We start from the raw sequence: 25,318 nt of genomic DNA on the forward strand, positions 1-25,318 counted from the left end.
TTGTATACATAAGCTTGATTAAGCCACTAATCTTTTCTTATCTTGGAAAGAATCAATTAAGTTATGTATAGAATCATCATTTTTAGCTTATTGCTCTACTTAGCTGCTTGCCAACAAAGTGCTGAATTATCTTCAAGTGAGGTAGAATCCATTCCCGAAGAATTAGACTTCAATTTCCACGTCAAACCCATACTATCGGATCGCTGTTTTGCCTGCCATGGGCCTGATCAGAACCATCAGGAAGCCGATCTTCGGTTAGATACACCAGAGGGGGCGTTTGCGGCATTAGCAGAGAGCGAAGGGCACGCCATTGTACCGGGTGATTTGGCAAAAAGTGTAGCTTACCAAAGAGTAATCTCCGACGATCCTGATGACGTGATGCCTCCACCTGAATCTAATCTAGTGCTGACTGAGTACGAGAAAGAGATACTGAAGAAGTGGATTGAGGAGGGTGCCGAGTATAAACCCCACTGGTCATTTACTCCACCCGAGCGGGCTGAATCACCCAAAGTAAAAGATTCTGATTGGGCTAATAATGCGATTGATCAGTTTGTACTGGCTCGCTTGGAACAAGAGGGGCTAAAACCCGCCCCGGAAGCTAACAAAGAGAAGTTGTTGCGCCGGGTTACTTTCGATCTAACCGGACTACCCCCTACTCTTGAAGAGATTGCAGATTTTATGCAAGACGACTCCCCTCAGGCTTATGAAAGGGTAGTAGATCGATTACTGGCTTCTCCGCATTACGGTGAGCGAATGGCACCCACCTGGCTGGATGCTTCCCGCTACGCCGACTCCCACGGCTACCAAGATGATCGCCCCCGAACCATGTGGCCATGGCGCGATTGGGTGGTTGATGCCTTCAACCAAAACCTTCCCTACGATCAGTTCGTCACTTGGCAACTCGCCGGAGACTTGCTACCTAACGCCACTTATGAACAGAAACTCGCCACTGGGTTTAACCGTAATCACGCTATCACCCAGGAAGGTGGAGTAATCGAGGAAGAGTATCTCACCGAATATGCTGCCGACCGGGCAAACACATTTTCTACTGCTTTTCTTGGCCTCACCGTAGAGTGCGCTCGTTGCCACGATCATAAGTACGATCCCATTTCTCAGAAGGAGTACTATCAGCTATTTGCCTTCTTCAACAATGTGCCGGAGCGAGGGCAGATCAATTACCTCGAGCAATCGCCCGAACCAACCATGCGGGTGCAAAATGCTGAACTAGAAGCCAAAAAAGCTTTTGTGGATTCTACGATTCTGGTTCTAGAAGAAAGGCTACAGCAAATAGAGAAGAAACCTGATGATTCTTTTAACCAGTGGCTAGCTGATAACTCGGTAGAAGAAGCGATTGATACCGAGGCTGATTTAGTTACTCACTTTGAGCTGGATATGCTAGAGAACGAAGAATTTCTGAGTAGCGATGGCACACTGCCTGCTCGTATGAATGTAGCTCTGCCTAAGAACATTAAATTGCCCGAGCATGTTTCTGCCAAGAAGGAGAAAGGGTTACAGTTTGATGGTTCTAACTTCTTGACATTAGGCGATATTGGCGATTTTGATCACTACGATCATTTCTCTTTTGGCGGATGGATTCGTCATACCAATCAGCACGAAAAACGCGCGGGATTATTTAGCCGACGTAACGGGGAAATTCAGCGACAGGGCTACGACCTAACGTTGACTAAGGATAATCGCTTGAGCCTGCGATTGATTCATCACGAAGGGCAGAAGTACGTAGAAGTAACGACTAAAGCACGGATTAATCCCCAACAGTGGGCACATGTATTTGCTACCTACGATGGTTCGGGAAAAGCCGCTGGAGTGCAGCTATACATCAACGGAAAAGCTCAACCGCTCACCGTACAGCACGATAATCTGGGCAGAAATCCTATTCTGAACGGTAACACTTTTCTGGTTGGTCATTGGAATCACCGAGCGCGTTCTACCGACACCTACGGTTTTGCGGGGGGCACCATTGATGAGGTGCGGCTTTATCAGCGAACGCTCAGCCCGTTGGAAGTGCAGGCACTGGCTGAGACGTCACTCAATACTTCAGAAGAAAATCTCTACCGCCATTATTTGGTAAATGTTAATCAGGATTTTCGGACAATAAGTGAAAAACTTGCTGACCTTCGGGCTACCGATGTCAGTATTCCTAATGTGATGGTGATGCAGGAGCGGGAAGAACGAAAGCCCGCGTTTATACTGGCTCGAGGAGCTTATGATGCGCCTACTGACCCAGTAGATCCCGGCACACCCGAGGCTTTATTGGCGTTTGGTAAGCAGTTCCCCCAGAATCGTCTAGGGTTGGCTCAGTGGCTAATTCACGAAGATAATCCGCTTACCGCCCGGGTAGCGGTCAATCGCTTCTGGCAAATGTACTTTGGAAATGGCTTAGTACGCACTCCCGAAGATTTTGGTAACCAGGGAGCGTTACCCACTCATCCTGAATTACTGGATTGGTTGGCGGTAGAATTTAGAGAATCCGGCTGGGATGTAAAGGCATTGCAAAAACTTATTGTGATGTCAGCCACCTATTGTCAGTCGGCCGAAATTGATTCTAAAAAATACCAGCGAGACTCTGAAAATCTGTTACTAGCTCGAGGGCCCAATGTTCGCCTTACTGCGGAGATGTTCCGCGACAATGCGCTGGCGGTAAGTGGTTTGCTGGTGGATAGCATTGGTGGCAAATGGGTAAAACCCTACCAACCGGCTGGAATCTGGAAAGCGATGGCCAACCAAATTGGTGAAAACAAATACCGTCCGAGTAAAGGCGAGGGCCTGTACCGACGGAGTTTGTACACCTACTGGAAGCGAACGATTCCCCCGCCCACTATGGTGATGTTTGATGCACCCGAGCGCACGCTCTGCGCTGTAAAACGGCAAAGTACCAGTACTCCACTTCAGTCACTGGCTCTACTGAATGATCCTCAATTAGTAGAGGCCGCCCGAAAGTTAGCTGAAAAGATGTTGACTGAGAGACAAGAGAAACCGGAGGATCAGATTGCCTACGGATTTCAAGCAGTTACTTCTCGCACTCCAGCAGAAGATGAGTCGAAAATCTTGCTCAGTTTATACAAGGAAAAGCAGGCTTATTATCAAGAGCGAATACAGGAAGCCGAAAGCTTGTTAAAAGTAGGCGAAGCGTCTCGTGATAAACAGTTGAATACTGTTGATTTAGCGGCTATGACCATCGTAGCGAACACCTTATTCAACCTTGACGAGGCCAAATTTAGAAGCTAGACTAGGATTGATAGAATTTTGGGATTACCAGGATGTAAGGTATTTGCAACAACTTGGTATTGACCTAAGGTACGATTTATTCGCTATTTAGAATTATACGATAATCAAAAAGTAAATATTAGAAGATCAGATACCTGGTAATTTTCAATTATCCACTATCCACTTTGAATTAGTATTATGGATATTTTAGGGGAACATTTTAATCAGTTAAATCGTCGGCATTTCCTGTCTCGCCTGAGTCTAGGTGTGGGTAGTTTGGCTTTAGGCAACCTGCTGGGTTGCGACTCAAAAAGTGGATTGGGTGGAAATGCCCAACCAGAAGCCGGAATTCTGGATAATTTTCATATCGCCCCCAAAGCCAAGCGGGTTATTTATTTGTTCCAAAGCGGTGGGCCTTCCCAGATGGATCTGTTTGACTACAAACCCATGTTACGGAAGATGCACGGCGAAGAACTGCCCGCCTCAGTTCGCGGTGAACAGCGGCTGACGGGTATGACGGCTAATCAGTCTTCTTTCCCGCTGGCGGCGCCTATGTTTGATTTTAGTCAATACGGACAAAGCGGGGCTTGGGTAAGTAACCTAATGCCGTATACGGCTGAAATTGCGGACGAACTGTGCTACATTAAAACGATGCATACCGAGGCAATTAATCATGATCCGGCTATCACGTTTTTTCAGACCGGATCTCAGCAGCCAGGTCGGCCCAGCATTGGTTCTTGGCTGAGCTACGGTTTGGGCAGCGATAATCAGAATTTGCCAACATTTATTGTGCTGCTTTCACGAGGAGCACAACGACCTCAGCCCATTTATTCCCGACTGTGGGGCAACGGATTTCTGGCTTCACTACATCAGGGCGTACAGTTTCGGGCAGGTAGCGATCCGGTATTGTACCTGAATAATCCCGAGGGGATGGATGCTAAAACTCGTCGCGACGTATTAGATCATCTGAATGAGCTTAATACCAAGCGATTGCAAGACTTCGGCGATCCCGAAATTGAGTCGCGGATTGCTCAGTACGAAATGGCTTACCGCATGCAAACTTCCGTACCCGATGCGCTGGACTTATCGGATGAACCAGATAGCACTTTTGAGATGTACGGAGAGGAAGCTCGTAAACCGGGAACCTACGCGGCCAATTGCTTACTAGCCCGTCGCTTAGCCGAACGAGACGTGAAATTTGTGCAACTCTATCATTTGGGCTGGGATCAGCACACTGATCTGCCCCGCGAAATCACTTCCCAAGCCCGCGATACTGACCGGGCTTCGGCTGCTTTGGTGAAGGATTTAAAGCAGCGGGGTTTGTTAGACGATACTTTAGTCGTTTGGGGCGGTGAGTTTGGGCGAACCAATTATTCGCAAGGACAACTAACGGCTAATAACTACGGTCGTGACCATCACCCGCGTTGCTTCACGGTGTGGATGGCCGGGGGGGGAACCAAACCCGGCATCACCTACGGTGAAACCGATGAGTTCAGCTACAATATCGTCAAAGATCCGGTACACGTCCACGATTTTCAGGCTACGCTGTTGCACTTACTAGGCGTAGACCACGAACGGCTCACGTTCAAACATCAAGGGCGGCGTTATCGTCTGACGGATGTTCATGGGCATATAGTGAAAGGCGTGCTGGCTTAGTAATAAAGGAAAAAAGGGAAGCCCACGCCTCCCTTTTCGTTTATCTTGCTGTTTCTCGTTTATTCGTTTATCTCGCCGTCGGCATTTAAGCTCCAGCCAGCCGTCCAGTTAGTATCACCAATAGCTCCGGCGTAAGGAGCCGTATCGAAGAACTCACCTAGAGTAGACGGATCAAAACTTACGGTGGGTATCTCATCCGGCACGTAGCTATCCGAATCAATGCCAGAAACAAGCGTACTGTCTATATCAATCTGGTTATTAAATTGTTCCCGCTGATTGTAGAAGATTAATCCGGCACCGCGCAGTGGCGATGGTCCCTCTTCTACATCTGGATCTTCCGTGCCAATGCCGTCATCCTGCATGCCGCCAATTTGGAAAATAAAGGTGTGGGCAATAATATCTTGGCCTTCCTCGTAGCGTTGCAATCGGATACCATCGTCGGGATATTCAGCTACAATACCATTGTAAAATCGGAACGGACCGGCATCATCACGAATTCTTGCGCCATCCAGGTCTTCGCCTTCATCGCGTCCGTTACCAATAAAAGTAGCATTGCTGATGGTTACTGGCTCACCATCGCGAATGTGCAAATCACGGTCGCCGTGGTCTACTTCCGAATCTATAATTAAGAATTGGGCATTTCCGGCGGCAGTCCGTAGATAGAAACCAGTGCTGGCGTCGGAAGTTGAGATACAGTGCTTAAACGCGAAGGTGCCTTCCCTAACGTAAAATCCATAGTTTCCGGAGAAGTAGGTTTGTACATATTCCATCGGGGTAGAACTTACCTCACGAATGAAAAGAGCGGACTCTTCTTCGCCTCCTCCCGCGTACTCTACTCGAACGTACCGAAGTGAGAAGGGTGAATAACTCGGATCATCCTCATCGCCTCGCAGGATGAACCCACCCCAATCGCCCGGAGCGGCGGTCTGAGTTAATGTGTTTGCTGAGGTAAAAATGATAGGAGCTTCGGCAGTTCCTTCGGCAACCAAACGCCCTCCTTCCGTGATAATCGTTACCGGATTGGCGGTATCTACTGCTGCCAGAATTAAACTACCCGGTGGAATATTCAAGGTGCCTCCCTCAGCTATTGTCACGCTGCTAGCAAATCGGTAGATTGAATCGGCACTTAGCGTTACTTCAGTAGCAATCGTTTCTGCACTAAATTCTCGAAGCCCCCGGATAACATCTACCACAAAAGTCTCAGTCTGCTGTCGCCCATCTTGGTCGGTAACGGTAAACTCAATTGGTAAACTGCCGAAAGCAGCTTCAGTAGGAACAGTATAATTAAATGTTAAGGTATCCTCTACCGAGTTGAGCCCTTCTAGCGGTATAGTCCTCAAATCCGTACCGCTCTGCGAAGCGGTTAGTGAGGTAATCTCTGACAGCACATTGTAACGTATGACAATGGAGGCTACTGAATCGCGCTGGGTAGAGAAACTGGCTCCTTCAGGAAACTCCAAAACAGGTTTGGGGGGAGTAAATCCCTCACGATCTTCGTCAAAGTCTTCGCAAGAAAGAACGAAAACTGATAGTAGAGCGATGGTATACAGACTAAAACGAATGCGCTTTTTTATCATTGTTCTATTCATGGTGCGGCAGATAAATCAAAGGTATATTCGCCTGTAATTCCTTCGGTGCGTCCCACAGGGGCATTATCAAGCGTAAAGCGAAGCCGAAGTAATGCAGCATCGGTGCTGGTGGTAATACTGACCGGGATACCATTCATAATGAGCGTATTGAGGTCATCTTCAGCAAATTCCCAAGTGCCACTGGCACCAAAAGCCGGATCACCATCTTCAGTAGTCCAGGTATTATCTTCTGAGAATGTGATAGTAAAGTCGGTGAAGTCTACATTGGTTACATCTACTCCATCATACGTTACTTGGTCGGCCGTCCAGGTTTTAGCCAGACGCTCGATTTGCTGCTGCTCATCGTTGGTTACCGGGCCATCGTCCCCGCCTTCTTCGTCGCACGAAAGCAGCAATGCGGTTAACCCAGCTATTAACAGATATTGAAGAGATCGTACAGTCACCATTATTTCTTAATAAATTTTTGGGTGCTAATTTTTCCGTTAGGCTCAGTGACGCGAACTAAATAGATACCCGCGTTCAAAGGAGACGTGTTTACTCCAATATATTTTTGGGATTTGGAAGCTGATACCTCTAGCATTTGTTGTCCCATCAGGTTAGTAATCGCTATTTGCTGGGCAATCATATCGTCGGAAAGCTGAATATATAATTGATTCCCTACCGATGGATTAGGAAATATCGCCCAATTATCTTGTTCGGGTAGTAACTCTGCCAGGTCGGTAACGGGGTTCAAATCTTTCAGTGGCCAATTGCGGTCGCCCAGTGGGCCGCCATCGGTCGCTGCTGTAGCCGCAAAGTCAGTAGTACTGTAGCTAAGACTGTAAGGAAACTGCCAAGGAAGTGCTAAAGTCTGGTCTACTAATTGAAAAGCCGGAGAGCCGAAGAGATTCCAGTTAGGTGCCGTTGCATCGTCTAGGTTATCCAGCGTGGCCTGATCAATCACCATTTGGCTCACAACCGCCGCGCTGGGGATGGGGGCATTTTCAAAGTTAACGGGCTCACTAAATGTTAATTCATCAACTAATGTAGTAGAGTCTAGATCAGTAGCCAGAAATACGTCGCTACTGTAGATAGGCCGATCAACTACTGTGTCGGGGCGAGCCGCTATTACCTCGGGCTGAGTGTACCAAAGATTATTGCGAATAATTGCCGTCTGCTCTACATCAGGGAATGTATTAACGGCAGCTTCGCCTACGGGTATGATCTCAAACGGATCGTCGGACCTTACCGAGCCTAAGAATCCAGCATTTACCATTAGGTTATTGACAAACACGGTTTCAATAGTCTCATCTAGCTGAATAACGGTTTGTCCGAAATTCGTGAACGTATTGTTCGTAAATTCTCCGTAGCGTAAGAACCGCCCACCCGACAGGCGGATCGCCCGACTGGTAACATTGTACATAGTGCAATTACGTACCACCACTGAGTCGGTGTTGGTACGACAGTCAATAACCCGTCCATTGTTGGGTACTGAAGGTCGCCCCATGTTGCTAATAATAGAGTTCGTTAGGTAAACCTTAGCATTTACATTATCCAAACGCATTGCCGACTGACCAGAACCATCCAACCAGCAATTGTCAATTCGTACCTCTACGTCATCGGCCCTGACCCGTAAAATACGCTGGATATACTGCCCTAATTCATCAATAGAGGTGATGTATAACCCTTCTAATCTAATATCATTCAGTACTGTGAACGGACGAGCACTTTCACCCCCGCTGGTGGCAGCAGGCTGAATAATCGGCATTGCCCCGTCTCCCTCTTCGGCTCGGATGTAAAGGGGAAAACCAGGATTCTGAATTTCACCTGTTGTCTTATACACTCCGTTACGGCGCAGCACGTAGACAGTGTTAAGACTTACCCGTTCGCCAGTATCGGTGGTGTCGCCGCTAATCCTATCGTTAAGAATTCCAATCCGTTCGGGCTCAACAAATACTTCACGAAGCTCCTGGCCTCGCAGTTCAGATGCTACTAGAGTAAGTATGAATAAAGAATAAATATAAAATTTTTTCATCGAGTCAGTACGTAAAATTTATTCTACCGAAAATCTGTAGCGGATACCCAAGTCGAAAGTAGCTCCGAAGAATTCTCGCTCAGACTCAAAGCGTTCGTCTAGAAGAAAGCTAGTAGGCGGTGCATCCGTTATGTTGTTCCAATTAGCGTACACTTGCCAGCGAGGAGTGATCTTTTGACTAGCCGTAGCATCCCAGCGGGTGAGAAGGCCCGTGAATGTATCGAAGGTTTCGTTGCTTCCTAACTCGTCAAAGCTATTGTCCTGAACGATGACTGAAACCCGACCGGAAAATCCACCTTTTTCGTAACCTAACGAAGCGTTGAAGGTCAAATCGGGCTGACCAGGAATAGAACCAAGACGTTCGGTGTCTAGCGCAGTCGGATAGAAAAATGGTGCCTCGCGTTCGTCCAAAATAGCGAATAGGGGATAGAAAGTGCGAGAGTCAATTAGAGTGGCATTGGCTGATAGTACAATACCATCAAAGGGAGCAGGAAGCATTCGGAAGTTAGCCTGTATATCTATCTCTACTCCGCGTACCTCAGTGGTACTTGTTACATTAATTGGTTGCTCAACTTCAAACCCAAAGAATTCGTCCCGCCGATCGGTTTCATTGAAGGTAGATTGTACGTCTACATTTTGCAGTTCTTTGTAAAATGCGCCGACCGTGAATAGTCCGAACTTATTGTAGAATGAGAAGAATACGTCGTAGTTCCAGGCGGTCATATGCTGAAGGCCTGGATTACCTAACCGAGCTTCAGCCTCAAAGCGGTTCACCGCCCGCCAGGGCACCAAATTTTGGAAATTGGGTCGGGCTAACGATTTAGTTAACGCTCCCCGAATATCAAACCAGTCGGTAATCTGATACTTTGCCTGAAACATAGGAAGTATTTCAGTGTAGGATATACTGTTGAGAGAATCGCGAACAATGGCCTGACCAACTTCTCCCTCACCAAGCTGATCATCATCTTGTTGGAAAGTCTCAAAACCACGATAGTCGGCATCGGTGCGCTCTATCCGGACTCCACCTAACAGCATGAGATTTCCAATATTTACCTCACTCATTAGGTAGCCTGCACTGACTAGCTCCCGTGCTTCATAGTCTTCATTATCGATAAGGATTCGGCGGAAGTAATAATCATCGGAGAACCAGTCAGCCAGCCGATTTGCTTCGCGAACGTTGATACCCGGTCCAAAATTAATGTCACCATCTAAAAAGTCGCCGGCATCATAACTATCCTCTAGAAAGTTAGTCATGGCAATTTGGGCGAACTGAGGCACCCGCGTGTACTCGTTGGGAAAGTCATTGATCAATGCGGCAAACCCATCTTCGGGTCCGTTTCCATTATCCCGAAACTCGATAGCATCCTTAACCCGGTCAAAGTACCTAGCTTTTACTCCTCCTTTTATAAAACCGGCTACGTTAGATCCAATGCGAAAGTCTTTCTGTAAATCTAGCTGAAGCGTATAGATATCTTCGTCGGTTTCGTCCTCCCGCAAGCGAGCTCCCCCTCGGCGAAGGTACGCTTCGCCAGTCCGGTTGAAAGCGATACTTTCTAGCTCCTGAAAAGTGGTACCATCTTGGAAGCCGCCAATTGGAATCTGACTAGCGTCTAGGGCACTTTCCTCCCGAAAACCTAGTTCGTGCGAAAAGGGAGTCGTTTGACGGGTGAGTGAATACGAAGCTCGCCAATTAAATGCCCAGGTTTTATCAAACAAGCGATGCTCTCCGCTAAGTGTATTAGAAATGAGCCGGGTGCGAAGCTTGCGGTCGCGAATGTCGTAGTTTTGAAAATTGGAAGCTACACTGATTTGACGGCGGCGGCGAATCTCATTTCGTACAGTTTCGCCCCAAAGCGCATTAAATAAAATGTTACCAGAAGCTCCCAGATCATAATCAAGCCCCAGGCTACCTCCGTAGCGACGGCGAACTTCGTTGATATCCGAGACTCGCTTAGCGGCTAGATTTAGTTGGCGGGTATCGGCGTTGTTATCCCAATCAGTTTGTAGTACATCAGAGCTACGGTTAGCTTGTTGGTAATTACCAGTAATGAGTACGCCTAATTTATTGTTTAGAAATCGATTACTTAAGCTGGCATTTACCCGCGGTTGCCCCCATTCATTAGCCACACTATTATAGCCTCCCGAAGCCCGTATATCACCGTTTAGTCCGGCATCCGCTTTCTTGGCTACAAAGTTAACCGTCCCCCCAATGGCATCACCGTCTTTGTCGGGAGTGAGGGCTTTAAAAACTTCAATACCTGCGAGTTGCTCAGGAGCAATCATACTCAAATCTACCGAACGGTCGCTAGGGTCGGTAGAAGGAATACGCTCACCGTTAATCGTGATTGCATTGAAGCGAGGGGAAAGTCCGCGTACCACTACTTTCTGTCCCTCTCCGGCATTACGCTGAATAGCAATACCGGGTAAGCGGCCTACCGACTCGGCCGCGTTTTGGTCAGGCAGTTCTTCAATACGCTCTTTAGAAACTATGTTAACGATAGTGTTAGATGAAATCTGCCGGTTGATGGCGGCTTGCTGTCCTAGTGCCTGCCCCGTAATAATCACCTCCTGGGTTAGGATTGCTTCGGGCTTTAGCTCTACATCAACATTCGTTGCGGCTCGGGCTTCAATATCAACTTCTATTTCTTTCGCATCGAACCCGATAAATTGGTACACAATCGTCTGCTTACCCTCCGGCACATTTACCAATAAATAGTCGCCATCAATATCAGCTGTGGTACCGACATTCGTTCCTTTCACTATGATGGTAGCTCCGGCTAACCCTTCACCAGTTTCTTCATCAGTGATAGTCCCTATTACTGCTCCGTACTCTTGCACCACAACGATCTTAGGGCGGGGGGCACGATGGTAGCCCTTAATCATGATTTGATGATTACGCTGCCGGACAATTAAGTTCTTACCCTGAAATAAGGTTTCTAGCACGTTGGCTACGCTTACATCGTATACCTTTAGGTTGACCAGCTGGTCTTTATCTACATTTTGGCTGCTGTAGACAAAGCGAAACTCAGTTTGATTTTCTATTCGCAGTAAAGCTTCTTCTAACGTAACGTTAGTCAGATTAAGAGAGACTTTCACCTCCCGAATACTTCTGGCACTACTAGCCCAAGCCTCAGTTGTTGCGCCGAGGATTAATACAACTCCGCACAGCAAACAGGCAAAGTGGTGCGAAGAGCGATGTAGAAGTTGGTTCATATTAATTGTATAAGATTATTCTCGAATGGTGATATGATCTCCGTTTATTTCATAGCGAATATTTAGTATAAATGATAAATCCTGTAGTATGGCATCTAGACTCTGAGAAGAGAACCGGGCGGTAACTCGCTTGCTCTTTAGTTTCTTGTTTTTGATAGTGAAGACCACGCTGAAATGCTGGCTTAGTGTATCACAAACATTTGTTAAAGGCTGATCTCGAAAAATAAGCTCTCGTTTTTCTGCCATTGAAGGCTCACTGCTTATAATCAACAGAAGCAATACAACAATTAATTGGAACGAAAGACTCTTCATTGAAATAGCTTTAAGACTCTTCGGTAATTTATGGACGTAGCAAAAGCGATATACCCCTACAATCAAAAGTATTTTCTTAGTTAGCTGATCTAGATGCTACTTTTCGCTTCTTATTTGATACACTCATATTTTCTCTCTATTGATACTGTGTCAAAAAGGAATCAAGGATATGAGCAGTTTATCTGCTTATCCGAACAGACTGTTCTGATGCGTGAAAATTGATTCTGCGTAGCCACAGAACAATCAAATAAAATCAAGGATGACGGCGGCACTTACGGTTAATTATATAGTAACAATCATATTGTTTTTTGACTTCAAATAAGAATGAGTTAATCGGACATTAATGATTTGAGGAGTTTAGCGGTTGAGCTTTTCTTTTTCCATTGCCTCCTCATTCACGGTCAGCCCTAAACCGGGTTGGCTGGGGATATAAAGATACCCGTCCTCAAAAGTGAAGTAGTCATCAAAGAGATGGTTTAAACCCAGTTCTTCTCGTTTTCCCCCATACTCTTGCACTCGTGCCGCATTCGGAATTGAGCCAATCAACTGTAAACTAGCCGCAGTGGCAAGTGTGGGTCGAGCATTGTGTACCATGATGGTTCGGTCAAAGGCGTGAGCCATATCCGCCACTTTCTTGCACTCGCTAATCCCTGCACATTTGATAACATCAGCATTGATTACATCAACTCGCCCAATGGTCAGTAAATCGCGCATTTGCCACTTGTTGAATTCGTGCTCTCCCGCCATCACTGGAATGGGAAGTGCCTCTACTACCTGACTTAGCCCTGGATAATCCAGGTAAGAAATTGGTTCTTCCAGGGCGGCAATATTGAAATGTTCGTACAGTCTCAGCCCCATATCAATAGCTTTAGCGGGAGTATAACCGTTGTTAAAATCAACGAATAGCTCAATGTCATCGCCTACGGCTTTTCGCACTTCTCGTACAATCTCAAAAGTGGGGTCAGGATCAGGGTTTAGATTAAGTTGACGGATTTGCATCCGCGCTTTAATGGTAGCATAGCCTTGCTCTACAAAAGCTACCCCGGTAGCGGCCATCTCTGCTGCATTTTTCTGACCATTCTTACCTCCGCTACGCCCGTAGCTACCGTACACCCTTACTTTTTCAGCTTGGGTACTGCCCAGCAGGTTGCGCACTGGTACGTTCAGTAGCTTACCTTTCAAATCCCACAGGGCATTGTCAATACCTGCAATTGTACCGGGTAATAAACCCGTAGAGCCAATATCTTCGCCCTTGAAAAATAGGCGTGCCCATATGTGCTCAGAATGAAATGGGTTCTGTCCTTCTACTTCATCTTCACAGAACTCCTCAATTACTTTTGCGACCAACTCAGGATGATCGTGGTCGGCCTCACCCCAGCCCGATATGCCTGCATCAGTTTCTATTTTTACAAAGGTTGCTTTTTTGAATACGTAAGGCTTTACCTTAGTAATCTTTACTTCAGAAGGCTCTTTTATGTGTGATGTTGCTACTGAGCTTGATAGAACGTTAGGCGTTGCTAGACCTAGGGCAGAAACGCGGAGGAATTCATGTCGGGATAAAGCCATATTTTTAGTAGTTAGACGGGTACTAGACGGTTTACCCTGACAATATTTTAAAAAATTGCTATCTTGGTCGTTTTCTAAGAGTTACTATTAACAATATTCTTTAATAGTGTTGTTCTATTTCGTAACTGGTAAAGACAGTGCCCAACAATACACATTATCCTTCCCTAGAACGGCTATTCGAACAGGTAACCCGGCACGATGACTATCAGGCATTTGAGAAAATATTTAAATCTACTTACGGAGACCTGTTACGCTACATAATGGGCTTTACTTCTGATAAAGGGGAAGCTGAAAATGTAGTATCTGAAGTTTTTTATAAACTTTGGAAGCATCGTGGTAGTATTCACATTAGTACATCGGTAAAATCGTATCTCTATTCGGCAACTCGGAATCAAGCTCTGGACGGATTGCGGAAAACACAGAGTGCCCAGGTTATGATGAAGAAGACTTCAAGTGCCTTGAGCGCCCATGTAATTAGCCCAGAAGAAAAGCTTATTGGCCAGGAGCTGGAGGAGTGTATCCAAAATGCAATTAATCAACTACCCGAACAGCGACAACTGATTTTCCGTCTTAATCGGGAAGAGGGACTCAAGTACCGAGAAATTGCCCAGCGACTCAATATCTCAATTAAAACAGTAGAAACCCAGATGAGCCGTTCACTGAAAGCCTTACGTGAGGCTATTCCTCATTAAATTAGTTATTATAAATTTATAGATCTGCCGTAAGGGAAAATAGCTAGCTACCCGTCATAGAAGCAGACACAGATATTTATGAGTGAACATCATAACTACGAGAAGGAAGCCAACCAGGCTTTTCGCCAACTTGACCAACGATTACGAGAGGAAGATTTAGTGCCTAATCAGAAGGTTCATACTTTTCAACGATACTGGATTGCCGCAGCAGTTTTGGTAATAATACTAGCCTCGGCTGCCCTATGGCCTACCTGGTTTACTTCTGCTCAGTCTGAAGTGGCTGTTAGCCAGATAGAAAAATCCACCCTGCCGGGGCAGAGAACTCGCTTTCAGCTACCAGATGGAACAAAGGTCTATCTAAATGCTGATAGTCGGTTTACCTACCCTTCGGCTTTTGCCGAGCAGCGGATAGTGTATCTCAGCGGAGAAGCCTTTTTAGAGGTAGCGCATGATGCCGATCGACCATTTATTGTTCGCACGGAAGAGGCTACGGTTCAGGTGTTGGGAACCTCTTTTAATGTGAAAGCGCATAAAGATCAGCCTACCGAAGCTGTGGTAGTAAGTGGAAAGGTAGCATTTAATGCCATCAACCATCCAGAATCTCGAATGCTGCTCCAGCCTAACGATAAGGCCGTATTAAATGCTACTACTGGGGAAACCATTCAAAGCTTGGTAGATGCTACTAGCTACACTGCCTGGACGAACGGTACGTTGATCTTTGATAATCAACCTTTGGGCGAAGTGTTTACTGAACTAGCCCGTTGGTACGGAATGACAATAACTGTAGAAAACCCAACTATTCGGGAGTGCCGAGTTACCGCTAAATTTGATGATTTATCGCTAGCTACGGTGCTAGACCAGTTGCAATTCGTTGTTCCCATTACTTACCAGCTAGAAGAAAAGCGCATTTCGATTGGTGGCGATAGCTGTGAGAAAGAAATGCTGTAGTTGGTATTTGTCGCCAAAAATAGAAGTAGTCAAGAAAACTTACTTCTCAACTGCTCTCTAATTGCTTGAAAGAATCTAGTACGAAGCTATCATCTTCCAGTTCTTCATTCAGCCACCATTATTATTGGTTCTAACTTTGTTTAGTCGCCCGTTTACTATTTTATGAATAGCTTCAGATCGCTATTCCAGTTATTGCTGCCATAAATTCCTTTTCCTTTGTATTCCGTTAAGTACATCTGGGGGTGTTGGTCAGAATTTCAACAACGCCTGATGTTCTCTCTTTATTCAGAAAATCGCATTGGATACTCTACTTTATCAGTGGGCTTAGTATATTTACTGGAATAAGAACTACAATACCTAATCTGCTATGAAAGCAACGGCTAACTCTCGTCGCAATTTTTTGAAAGAAACCACTGCCTTGGCCGGAACGGCTTTTCTGGCTCCCTATAACTTTTACATTCAACCTACTAAACCTAAACTTATGGAAGAAATTATTGGCCACGGAGATTTTAAGTACCGCGTACATAAAGAATGGGGTGACTTGAACCCTAGCCAGACCCCAGTGAAGAACTGTCACGAGATGGTAATGGATTCGCAGGGGAGGCTAATTATGATTACCGATGAAACCAAGAACAATATTATCATTTACGATAAATCGGGCAAACTACTAAGTTCTTGGGGAGATCGTTATCCGGGTGGGCATGGCCTTACTTTATTTAACGAAGGCGGGGAAGATGTGCTCTTTATTTCTGACCCAGATAAAGGCCAAGTAGACAAAGTAGCAATAGACGGTAGCCGTAAGTTTATGACCTTGAAAAGTCCCTATGAGTTAGGCATTTATAAAAAAGAAGAGCCTTACAAACCTACCGAAACAGCAATCGCCCCCAATGGAGATATTTACGTAGCTGATGGCTACGGGCATCAGTACATTATTCAGTACGATGCTGAAGGAAACTACATTCGCCACTTTGGTGGGAAAGGTGATGGCGATGCCCAATTTTCTACCGCTCACGGCGTGGCTATTGATACCCGCAACCCAGATAATCTTACACTACTGTGTACTTCCCGCGCCCACAATGCATTCAAGCGTTTTACGCTAGACGGAAAATATCTGGAAACGATTTTTTTACCCGGTGCTTATGTTTGTCGTCCGGTGATTGATGATGAGAATCTGTACGCCGGAGTATGCTGGTCGCGCCTGAAGTACCTAAACCAAACGCCTGATTCGGGCTTTGTAACCATTCTGGATAAAGACAATAAAGTAGTTTCTAATCCCGGTGGTACCGAACCGGAGTACCGTAACGGTGAATTACAACTGATGGTACAGCAGCAACCGCTATTCAACCATTGCCACGATGTATGCATCGACGAAGATAAAAACATCTACGTTTGCCAGTGGAATGCCAATCAGACCTATCCGATTAAGTTGGAGCGAGTTTAAAGCATGTTTGCAAAAAAAAGCCCGGCGAATTCGCCGGGCTAATCAGATTAAAAAGTGTAAGCTTTCAATTTCAAAAAATCCCTCTTACAATTCAACTTCCCGAATAGCGTGGACTGGTATGACCCTTCCTCCTTTTAGTGTAACATAACGTTCGGTAACTGCCCATACGGTAGTAACTACTCGCTGGGGTATTCCATCGTAAAGCTGATACGTGATAGTCACTTTATGGCGGAATAAATTGCCCAATGAAAGTGCTTTTTGTAGATACCATCGGCGTCGCTCAATTTCGAGCCGATCGCTTAATACTTCTTTAGTAGCAAAAGAAGCTTGACCAATAATTTCTTTGGGGACTGTGATGACAGATTCCATATTTTTACTGTATTTAAGATGAAAATTAAATGAAGACTACCAGTATTTGCTAGCGTGATAGCATACCGTAGCTACAATAGAAAAATAATACAGTAAATTTAAATTTGGAAAACACCGTAGAGTGCTAGCAGTAGACTACAGTTTTTTGAGGAAATATGTTGATGACGGCAAACCATTCTAAATTGGTCAGTATCGCCTGCATCCGAAATGGCTTCCCATCTTTGTAGATAGCTTTTAGTGGCGCGCTTATTGCTCTTGAGCCGCTTAGATAAAATTCTGGTTCGCACAAACTTATTAGGTTGTTGCGCTGACGCGACAAATTCTAATTGGTTAGTAGTAGAGCATGTTATCGCTAAATGAGTATCGGCTGAGAATTGGGCTGCATTAGACCAACTACCCTCTTGAATGGATGTAGCTGACACCTGAATAGCTATCAGGAGCATTAGCGATGCATGTACTAACAATGTAATCATGAATTATGCTACTGAATTATTCAAAATGCTTGGATTGTTGCCTTGCTATATATTTTGATAGCTTTACTATTATAGCTATAAATTTCATTAATTCCTAATTTCTACCCTTAGATCTTTATTTCGTACAGAGTCTTTCTGATAAATTTATACTATCAGCCGACAGAAAGTACCTGCTTTTAGAAAAATGGAGGAAAGAGCCCGCTTTAATTTGATAGAGAAAGCACACCAATCAGTTGATGGGAGGGTAATTTACTCGCATTTACGTTGGTCTGTGACAATTGGGCTTAGGTGGTTAGACACATCAAAGTGCTGTACGCAGACAATAAGTAAAATCAAGCATAAGAATTACCGTGGCCCTTGATACTCTACCAATCGTAAAGAATCATTGTTGATAGCGAATAGATAGCCGTATTGGCCGTCGGCTAGTTGAATTGAGGCAGCTTCTTTTACTTCACCACGAACATATAAGCCTGTTTGTTGGGGTGATAAACCTGCAAATTCTTGAGTGTTTTTTTGTAGTAGTAGCCCGTAGCCTGCATCATTACGAGGAGTTTCTACTTCGGAATGGCTTTGTTGCAACGCAACAAAAACAGGCATAGTTGAGTATTTGAATCATAGCGATACAAACCAAATACTTAAGCCATGCCTGAATCGAAAGATAAGTATAAACATAGAGACTGGAAAGCCTATAATGAATCATTATGCCGCCGAGGCAGCCTAGTGTTATGGCTGGATGAAAAGGTGTACCGCCATTGGCGCGATGTCTCGTTACATGGCAAATCCAGGGGAAGCCTATGACTATTTCGTACGCAACTAAAAGTTGTGCGGAAGAGATTGCTTGGCGGGTTAGCTACCAGCTTCTCCCTTTGATAAAATGCTTTTAGCTAAATCTATTCTCCGTTGGGTGTAAGCACCGTCGAGTATCTTCGTAAATGAGGATGTTAATCAACCGCTTTAGTGCATATTGTCTATTGCCTCCAAACGATTGACGGAACATTGTTAACTGACGATGCGTAGTTGTATGCCTAACCCAATGGCAATTCATTTTGAGCACTTTACGCGTAACAACAACTCTTAGAAGCTGTTTGAGTTAGTAAATCTTGGCAGAAAGAGCTATTGTTTTTGATGCGAAACAAAATTTATAGCTCCGATCTTTCTGCCAAGTCATGGCAAAGTATAGAGAAATTGATTAGCGTACAAAGAAAAAGTAAATGGGAACTAAAAGACATCGTAGATAGTATCCTGTACCTGACTAAAAACGGCTGTGTCTGGCGTGACCTTCCCGGCTGTTTCCCCCCATGGCCGACGGTATTCTGGTATTTTTCCAAATGGACTGCCGATGGTACCTGGAAAAACATCAGTGATTGTTTGACGGTGGACCTGCGAGAAAAAGTAGGAAAACCCGTTCAACCAAGTGTCGGTATCATTGACAGCCAGAGCGTGAAAAACAGCCCTACTGCCACAGAAAGTACAGGAATAGATGCCGGAAAGAAACTTAAAGGGCGAAAACGATTTTTCTTGGTGGATACGATGGGGAATTTACTGGACAGCTTCGTAGTGCCTGCTAACTGCTATGATGGGACCACTGCCCTTTCTTGCTGGAGTAAACTGTCTGTTGATAACTTGTTATTGGATAATATTCGATATGTATATGCTGATGGCACATTCGGTGGGCAGTTCAAACAGGAAATGGGCACACAATTTGAAGTATCGGTGATTATCCCCAAGGTACCCATTGCCAAAAAAGGAAATGTCTGTATACACGAAAACAGATGGATTGTAGAAAGAACGATAGCATGGACAATCAATAATAGAAGATGCGTGAAGGATTATGGGCGTAAAACTAAACATGCCAATGCTTTCTTAACGATAGCAAATATCAGAAGAATTGTACGAAAAATTTAACTCAGACAGCTTCTTAGAAAGGTTCTATTTTTTCAGTTGGCTAGCCCATAAACGGATAACGAAAATTAGTGGGCGGATCAAAAGTTTCTTTGATAGTACGAGGTGATACCCAGCGTAGTAGGTTGAGCGCTGCTCCCGCTTTATCGTTCGTACCAGAGCCTCGCGCTCCACCAAAGGGCTGCTGCCCCACTACGGCTCCCGTAGGTTTATCGTTGATGTAAAAGTTTCCGGCCGAGTGCCGGAGCTTCTGAGTTGCCTGCTGAAGGGCGTAACGATCCTGAGCGAAGACGGCTCCGGTGAGTGCGTAGGGCGAGGTCTGATCTACTAGCTCCAGTGTTTCTTCAAACCGCTCGGCTTGATACACGTAGATAGTCACCACTGGTCCAAAGATTTCTTCGCACATGGTGGTATACTTGGGTTCTTGAGCTACCAATACCGTGGGCTGAATGAAATATCCTTGCGACTTATCGTATTCTCCGCCAGCGATGACTTCTACCATTGGATCGTTTTTGGCGTTATCAATGTACTGGGCAATTCGGTCAAAGGCTACCTCACTGATTACGGCACTCATAAAGTTCTGAAAATCAGCCACATCACCCATCTTAATTTGCTCAATATCTTCCAGCATGTAGCCCTTTATCTCATCCCATAAGTTATTAGGAATGTACACCCGCGAAGCAGCGGAGCACTTCTGCCCCTGAAATTCAAAGCCCCCCCGAACAATAGCAGTAGCCACCGCTTTAGCATCGGCCGAAGGGTGGGCGATGATAAAATCTTTTCCGCCAGTTTCGCCTACAATACGCGGGTACGAACGATAGCTATCAATATTGTTACCAATCGTTTGCCAGAGTTGCTTAAACACTTTCGTGCTTCCGGTAAAGTGCAATCCGGCAAAATCAGGGTGGTTGAATACCACCTCTCCCGCTACCGGACCATCTACATTAATTAAGTTAATTACTCCGTCGGGCACCCCCGCTTCCCGGAAGATTTGCATCAGCAGATTGGCTGAATAGATTTGTGTTTCGGCGGGTTTCCAAACGACGGTATTACCCATCATGGCCGGAGCAGCCGGCAGGTTCCCGGCAATAGCAGTGAAGTTGAAGGGGGTGATAGCGAAGATGAACCCTTCTAACGGACGTTGCTCCACCCGGTTCCAAACGCCTTTGGGCGAAATAGGTGGTTGCTGTTCGTAAATCTCGGTCATGTACTTTACATTGAACCGCAAAAAGTCTATGATCTCGCAAACCGCATCAATCTCGGACTGATGAGCTGTTTTAGACTGGGCCAGCATGGTTGCTGCGTTCATCTGGTAGCGATACTTTCCGGCAATCAGTTCGGCAGCCTTTAAAAAGATACTGGCTCGTTGCTCCCAAGCCATATTCTCCCAAGCGTACTTCGCTCCTAGCGCGGCGTTAATTGCTTGTTCCACGTGCGAAGCATCGCCTTCGTAGTAATGCCCCAACACGTGTTGGTGGTTGTGGGGTGGGTTCAATGACTTCTTTACATCTGTAGTAATTTGTTCGCTGCCAATGTACAGTGGTACTTCTACCTGCTGCGATTGCAGGGCAGTAAGCGTTGCTTGAAGTGCTTCTCGCTCGGAAGTGCCCGGGGCATAATCGTAAATAGGCTCGTTAATGGGGGTAGGAACTTGATAGAATCCGGTAGACATGAAGATTAAAAATTATAGGTTAATTGTTGAATGACTGGAAGCTGGGTGCATGGGGCAGGGATTCAGATAATGTACTCCACGCCCCTAGCTCCGTGTTCGTGGGCAAAGGTAGACCTTTTCTAGAGAAAGAACCAGATCAGTTCTATTGTGTTTAGACGAAAAAAGCCCCGAAATATAATTCCGAGGCTTTCCTGTTTGATCGACTATTATTTACTGTTTCACAATTTTCATGACGTGGGATTGATCTTGACTTTGTATCTGCACGTAGTACAACCCAGCCGGTAGTGCTTGTAGAAGCAGGCTACTTCTTCCCTTGGTCAGTGCCTGATTCGCTACTTGCTGCCCCGCAGTATTTGTAACTACGGCCCGGCTACCCAACCAGCTTGCTGGAATCTCTAAAGTTAGTCGGTCACCTACTGGATTAGGATACGCCGCGATGTTCACCTCCGATTCCTGACCAATGCTAGTAATGAGGGCTGGGGGTTCCTCTTCTTCAATACCCACAACATTGATAAATCTTTCTACCTCTACCGATAATGTTAGTGCTTTATCATTCACCTCTATCTGGTTATCCCGCATATCAACTCCTTCGTAGTCTGCCAAAAAGAAATAATCACCAAGTGGAATGTTCGGGAAGTAAAATTTTCCGTCACCGTTCGTCACCCCGTAACCCACAATACTTTGATCGGTGGTGCTAACCAAATACACCGTAATACCAGCCATAGCAGATTCTTCCAACCGACCTCCTGATGAGCCTTCTAGAACCAAAGTTCCTCCTACGGTTACACCCTGCTGAGCGGTAGTATCCGGTTTGGAAATAAGAGCTACTGACAATGTAGTATCCTGCGTGATTCCGAGAATATCGGCCTGCGCCAAAGTTAGTCGTCCCCCCAAATAGGTGGGCAGGTACGCAGCATCAGAAGAAGTTAACCGCATACTGTAGAAACCACCCGCCACCTCCGAGAAAATACCACTACCTGAAACCAAAGGCTGCTCTTGCTCTACCGAAAAACTACTACCCGAAGCCTTGTTGAGGCTAGCCATTACGGCGGGTACCTCATTTGCCGAAGCAAGTTGTACGGTAATAGAATATTTCAGGGTAGAATCAACCGGAGGCTCGGTAGTTGGCGGAACCGTATCCGAGGTGAAAACCAAGAAAGACTGACTTACCGGAAAAGCAGGTTGGTAAAACTCGTTTCCGGCTTGAGCAGCGGTTACCGTGACGGTTCCGGTATCCAGAAGCCGGAGTATATCACCATCCAGTTCAGCCGGACCGTCGATAGAAAAGTCAATCGGCAGCTCCGAGCTAGCCGAAATCGCTAACGCTACAGAATCAGTGAGGGTAATGTCTTGATCGCTGATGGCGGTAAACGCAATAGTCTGGGTGCCCTGATTAATGGTAAACTGCCGGGTAATTGGAGTGGCTGCCTCGTGAAAATCGTCGCCGGGCTGGGTTGCCCGAATGGTTACCTGACCAATACCTAGGGTAGTTACCATATCCCCCTGAATATCTACTAGACTATCCCCTTCTATCGCCTCATAGAAAACTGGCAACCCTGAGGTAGCGGTAGCATTCAGCACAAAAGAGGTGGTTCCGAAGTTCACGTTGGCTACCGGACTAAAAGTTAGGCTATTTGGTTTGGCTTGTACGTTCACCGTCATCGGATTACTTACCAATGTCAAATCGGGTGCTGCCAGATTAGTTACCTCGCAGATATACACGCCATCGTCACTCACTACGATAGGATTCATAATATACTCACCTACAGTGGTAGTATCAACCGCCACTCCATCGCGGTACCAAACGTACTGATTACCAACTACTGAAGCATCAATACCTAGCGAGAGCGTATAACTATCTTCCACATTCCGAAACGTATTAGTGGTAGTGCCCACCTTTGCTTGAGGAGAGTAGATTAGGTTTGATGCAGAATCTACAACATAGATTATATCCTCGAACGTAAGTACGTTGTTAGATAAATCAATTACCCCTAAAGTATTAGGCGGGACATTATTTACAGCATCAATCTGATTTCCGTTTAGCAATAGCGAATCAGTAGCTTCCGAAAAGATACTAATCCAGGGATTTAGAATTCCACTCAATACGTTGTCTTGCAAATTGGCGTATTCCAGGCCGGTGAGATCGCTCATCGTTGCTGGAAAAGAACCGACGAGTTGGTTGTTACTCAACTCTAACCGGACTACCCGATTATCCGTTACACTCACCCCGTGCCAAGTGCTTATATCCCCACTCAACCAATTAGTGTTATCCGTCCAGTTAGGACCATCGGTAGCATTATAAAAATCTACCAAGGCCAGTGAATCAATGACCAGCGGATTCTGGGGAGTAGTGAACGTAAGTGTATCGGAAAATGGACCACTACCGCAAGTATTGTCAGCAAATATTCGGAGATAGTACGTAGTTAAAGGAATTAGTCCGGTTACCTTAGTATTAGTTGAGTCTAGTACAGTCGTACTCACCGTACTGCCAAATAGATTATCGGTAGCCACTTCTACCGAATAGGTGTCAGCGTTGATAATACTTTCCCAAGCTACGGTTACTTGGTTATGCTCAACCACTAACAAAGTGTCTACCGGAGCTGATGGTAAACTGTCGGTGGTAAAAGTTAGTACTGCGGTAGTATCGCCCGTGCCGCAAGCATTACCCGGAATAATACGATAAGCGTAGGTAGTAGCCGAAGTAAGACCACTAATTACTAAGGTATCATTACTGATGGGGTAATTATCAATAGTGGCAAAAGCATCGGTAGAAAGCTCTACCAGGTATTCATCCGCTTCGGTTACTTCGTCCCAAGTAAGCATCGCCCCGTCACACGCGATTTGAGAGGCTGCTATATTGGTAGGAATGACCGGAACATCGTTGGTCTGATAGGTTTCCGTACTGGCGGGTCCAGACCCACAGACGTTCTGCGGAGTGACCCGATATTCGTAAACTGTTCCTTGCTCGCGACCTGCTATTGAGAGTGAAGTAGAAGGAATAGATTGAGAAATATCGATAGTAACAAAACCATCTTTGGAAACCTCCAACAAGTAGTTCGAAGCATACGTCACCGCATCCCAGCTTACCTTAAATCCATCGCAGTCGGGATTAGAAGCTGATAGGTTAGTAATAGCGCCCGGAATATCGAGCACTTCTACCGAAATAGTATCCGAATTGAGTGAAGTACCACAACTGGTACTTGCCCGTACCTGGTAATAATACGTTTCAGTAGCCATAAGCCCGCTTACATCTAAGAAGGTATCAGTCGTAGAAGTGGCACTATAACCAGCGACCATTGTAGTAAAATCACTGTCTTCGGCTACATCTATTTCGTAACTAGTCGCTCCGAATACCGGATTCCACGTAGCCGCAAATGCATCGCAGGTGATGTTAGTCGCTGGCTGGGCAACTGGGGCACCATCATCGATTATGCTTATATTAAAAGTAGATGAATCTGAGCAGATCCCACCAGTCGTATACGTTATCGTATGAACGCCCGGCGTGCTAGCCGATAAATCAATTTCACCCGTACCAATATTAATTATAAGTCCGGCTGTAGCGGTAAATGTACCACCGGCATCTCCGGTAATAGTAGCTACTGGATCAGTATCCGTTGGGCAGTAATCGGAAGCAGTATAATTGAAACTGGCATCACCCCTAGCGGTGATGGTCAAACTAAAAGTACCGCCGGAGGGGCATGTCCCCCCCGTTGTGTAGGTAACGGTATAAGTACCTAAAGTACTGCCCGATAAATCTACCTCACCTGTTGCATTATCAACAAATACTAAACCAGGGGTACTACTAAATGTACCACCGGGCGTGGTGATACTATTAGGCACCGGATTACTATCATCTCCACAATAATTCGCACTAGCGTAGCTAAAGCTAGCGTCTTCTACTGCATTAATTGTTACGTTAGAAGTTTGAATATCGGGCGGTGAAGTTGTTTCGTAAGTTACCGTATATGTTCCAGGCATACTAGCATCCAGATCAATCTCACCCGTAGCAATGTCAATATCCAATCCAGCAGTACTGCTAAATATCCCACCGGGAGTGGTTACCGATGGCGTAGGGTCAGCATCACTCTGGCAATAGCCTGTACTAGCGTAGTTAAAGGTAGCGTCCTCAACCCCCCACATATCTTTATCGCTATGGCCTACGACCGAAGCCACCGTTGAACCACCATATAACCACAATAAAATAAAAACAAACTGTTTCATAATAAAACATTTCCATGAAAAGTGC

The 25,318-nt window shown here is 45.7% G+C and carries 18 protein-coding genes; 7 read left to right on the plus strand and 11 right to left on the minus strand.

What is annotated here, in order from left to right:
* Positions 1-63: 63 nt before the first annotated feature.
* A complete protein-coding gene (locus P0M28_RS11650) occupies positions 64-3,246 on the plus strand; it encodes a DUF1553 domain-containing protein (protein ID WP_302210077.1) in 3,183 nt (1,060 codons plus the stop codon).
* 177 nt (positions 3,247-3,423) lie between these two features.
* Positions 3,424-4,881 carry a DUF1501 domain-containing protein gene (locus P0M28_RS11655; RefSeq protein WP_302210078.1) on the plus strand — a complete coding sequence of 486 codons (1,458 nt, stop codon included), beginning with the start codon at positions 3,424-3,426 and terminating at the stop codon, positions 4,879-4,881.
* Between the two features lie 59 nt (positions 4,882-4,940).
* Here P0M28_RS11655 and P0M28_RS11660 read toward each other — a convergent pair whose 3' ends face one another.
* The 6 genes from P0M28_RS11660 to P0M28_RS11685 form a co-directional block, all read right to left on the minus strand.
* Complete coding sequence (locus P0M28_RS11660; protein WP_302210079.1) at positions 4,941-6,470, minus strand: beta-helix domain-containing protein; 1,530 nt, start codon at positions 6,468-6,470, stop codon at positions 4,941-4,943.
* Entirely contained in the window at positions 6,467-6,916 is a 450-nt protein-coding gene (locus tag P0M28_RS11665) for a DUF5004 domain-containing protein (protein ID WP_302210080.1), read from the minus strand. The genes P0M28_RS11660 and P0M28_RS11665 overlap by 4 nt, the downstream gene beginning before the upstream one ends.
* Positions 6,916-8,484 (minus strand): T9SS type A sorting domain-containing protein, encoded by a 1,569-nt coding sequence (locus tag P0M28_RS11670; protein WP_302210081.1) that lies wholly within the window; start codon positions 8,482-8,484, stop codon positions 6,916-6,918. Before P0M28_RS11670 ends, P0M28_RS11665 begins: the two co-directional genes overlap by 1 nt.
* An 18-nt stretch (positions 8,485-8,502) precedes the next feature.
* Entirely contained in the window at positions 8,503-11,697 is a 3,195-nt protein-coding gene (locus P0M28_RS11675) for a TonB-dependent receptor (protein WP_302210082.1), read from the minus strand.
* A 15-nt stretch (positions 11,698-11,712) separates the two neighbouring features.
* On the minus strand, positions 11,713-11,943 hold the full coding sequence (locus P0M28_RS11680) for a DUF4974 domain-containing protein (protein ID WP_302210083.1): 231 nt from the start codon (positions 11,941-11,943) through the stop codon (positions 11,713-11,715).
* 423 nt (positions 11,944-12,366) lie between these two features.
* Positions 12,367-13,575: a mandelate racemase/muconate lactonizing enzyme family protein gene (locus tag P0M28_RS11685; protein ID WP_302210084.1), complete on the minus strand. Its 1,209-nt coding sequence runs from the start codon at positions 13,573-13,575 to the stop codon at positions 12,367-12,369.
* Between the two features lie 137 nt (positions 13,576-13,712).
* Here P0M28_RS11685 and P0M28_RS11690 point away from each other — a divergent pair, with 137 nt between their 5' ends.
* The 3 genes from P0M28_RS11690 to P0M28_RS11700 all read left to right on the plus strand — a co-directional run bounded on the left by P0M28_RS11690 (position 13,713) and on the right by P0M28_RS11700 (position 16,656).
* Positions 13,713-14,267: an RNA polymerase sigma-70 factor gene (locus tag P0M28_RS11690; RefSeq protein WP_302210085.1), complete on the plus strand. Its 555-nt coding sequence runs from the start codon at positions 13,713-13,715 to the stop codon at positions 14,265-14,267.
* Between the two features lie 78 nt (positions 14,268-14,345).
* A complete protein-coding gene (locus P0M28_RS11695) occupies positions 14,346-15,215 on the plus strand; it encodes a FecR family protein (protein WP_302210086.1) in 870 nt (289 codons plus the stop codon).
* A gap of 367 nt (positions 15,216-15,582) precedes the next feature.
* Positions 15,583-16,656, plus strand: coding sequence for a twin-arginine translocation signal domain-containing protein (locus P0M28_RS11700; protein ID WP_302210087.1), 1,074 nt, complete (start codon positions 15,583-15,585; stop codon positions 16,654-16,656).
* Positions 16,657-16,740: 84 nt separating this feature from the next.
* Here P0M28_RS11700 and P0M28_RS11705 read toward each other — a convergent pair whose 3' ends face one another.
* The 3 genes from P0M28_RS11705 to P0M28_RS11715 form a co-directional block, all read right to left on the minus strand.
* Positions 16,741-17,025 (minus strand): hypothetical protein, encoded by a 285-nt coding sequence (locus tag P0M28_RS11705; RefSeq protein ID WP_302210088.1) that lies wholly within the window; start codon positions 17,023-17,025, stop codon positions 16,741-16,743.
* A gap of 98 nt (positions 17,026-17,123) precedes the next feature.
* The gene (locus P0M28_RS11710; protein WP_302210089.1) at positions 17,124-17,498 is read right to left on the minus strand and encodes a hypothetical protein; all 375 of its coding nucleotides are present in this window, start codon (positions 17,496-17,498) and stop codon (positions 17,124-17,126) included.
* A 345-nt stretch (positions 17,499-17,843) separates the two neighbouring features.
* Positions 17,844-18,095 (minus strand): hypothetical protein, encoded by a 252-nt coding sequence (locus tag P0M28_RS11715; protein WP_302210090.1) that lies wholly within the window; start codon positions 18,093-18,095, stop codon positions 17,844-17,846.
* Positions 18,096-18,140: 45 nt separating this feature from the next.
* Here P0M28_RS11715 and P0M28_RS11720 point away from each other — a divergent pair, with 45 nt between their 5' ends.
* Positions 18,141-18,296, plus strand: a complete 156-nt coding sequence (locus P0M28_RS11720; protein ID WP_302210091.1) for a hypothetical protein — start codon at positions 18,141-18,143, stop codon at positions 18,294-18,296.
* Positions 18,297-18,623: 327 nt separating this feature from the next.
* Positions 18,624-19,403 (plus strand): IS5 family transposase, encoded by a 780-nt coding sequence (locus P0M28_RS11725; RefSeq protein WP_302210092.1) that lies wholly within the window; start codon positions 18,624-18,626, stop codon positions 19,401-19,403.
* A gap of 40 nt (positions 19,404-19,443) precedes the next feature.
* Here P0M28_RS11725 and pruA read toward each other — a convergent pair whose 3' ends face one another.
* Entirely contained in the window at positions 19,444-21,072 is a 1,629-nt protein-coding gene (pruA, locus tag P0M28_RS11730; protein ID WP_302210093.1) for an L-glutamate gamma-semialdehyde dehydrogenase, read from the minus strand.
* Positions 21,073-21,282: 210 nt separating this feature from the next.
* A complete protein-coding gene (locus P0M28_RS11735) occupies positions 21,283-25,293 on the minus strand; it encodes a fibronectin type III domain-containing protein (protein WP_302210094.1) in 4,011 nt (1,336 codons plus the stop codon).
* Positions 25,294-25,318 lie beyond the last annotated feature (25 nt).

Origin of the sequence: Tunicatimonas pelagia (genome assembly GCF_030506325.1) — a bacterium.
Classification (GTDB): Bacteria; Bacteroidota; Bacteroidia; order Cytophagales; family Cyclobacteriaceae; genus Tunicatimonas; species Tunicatimonas pelagia.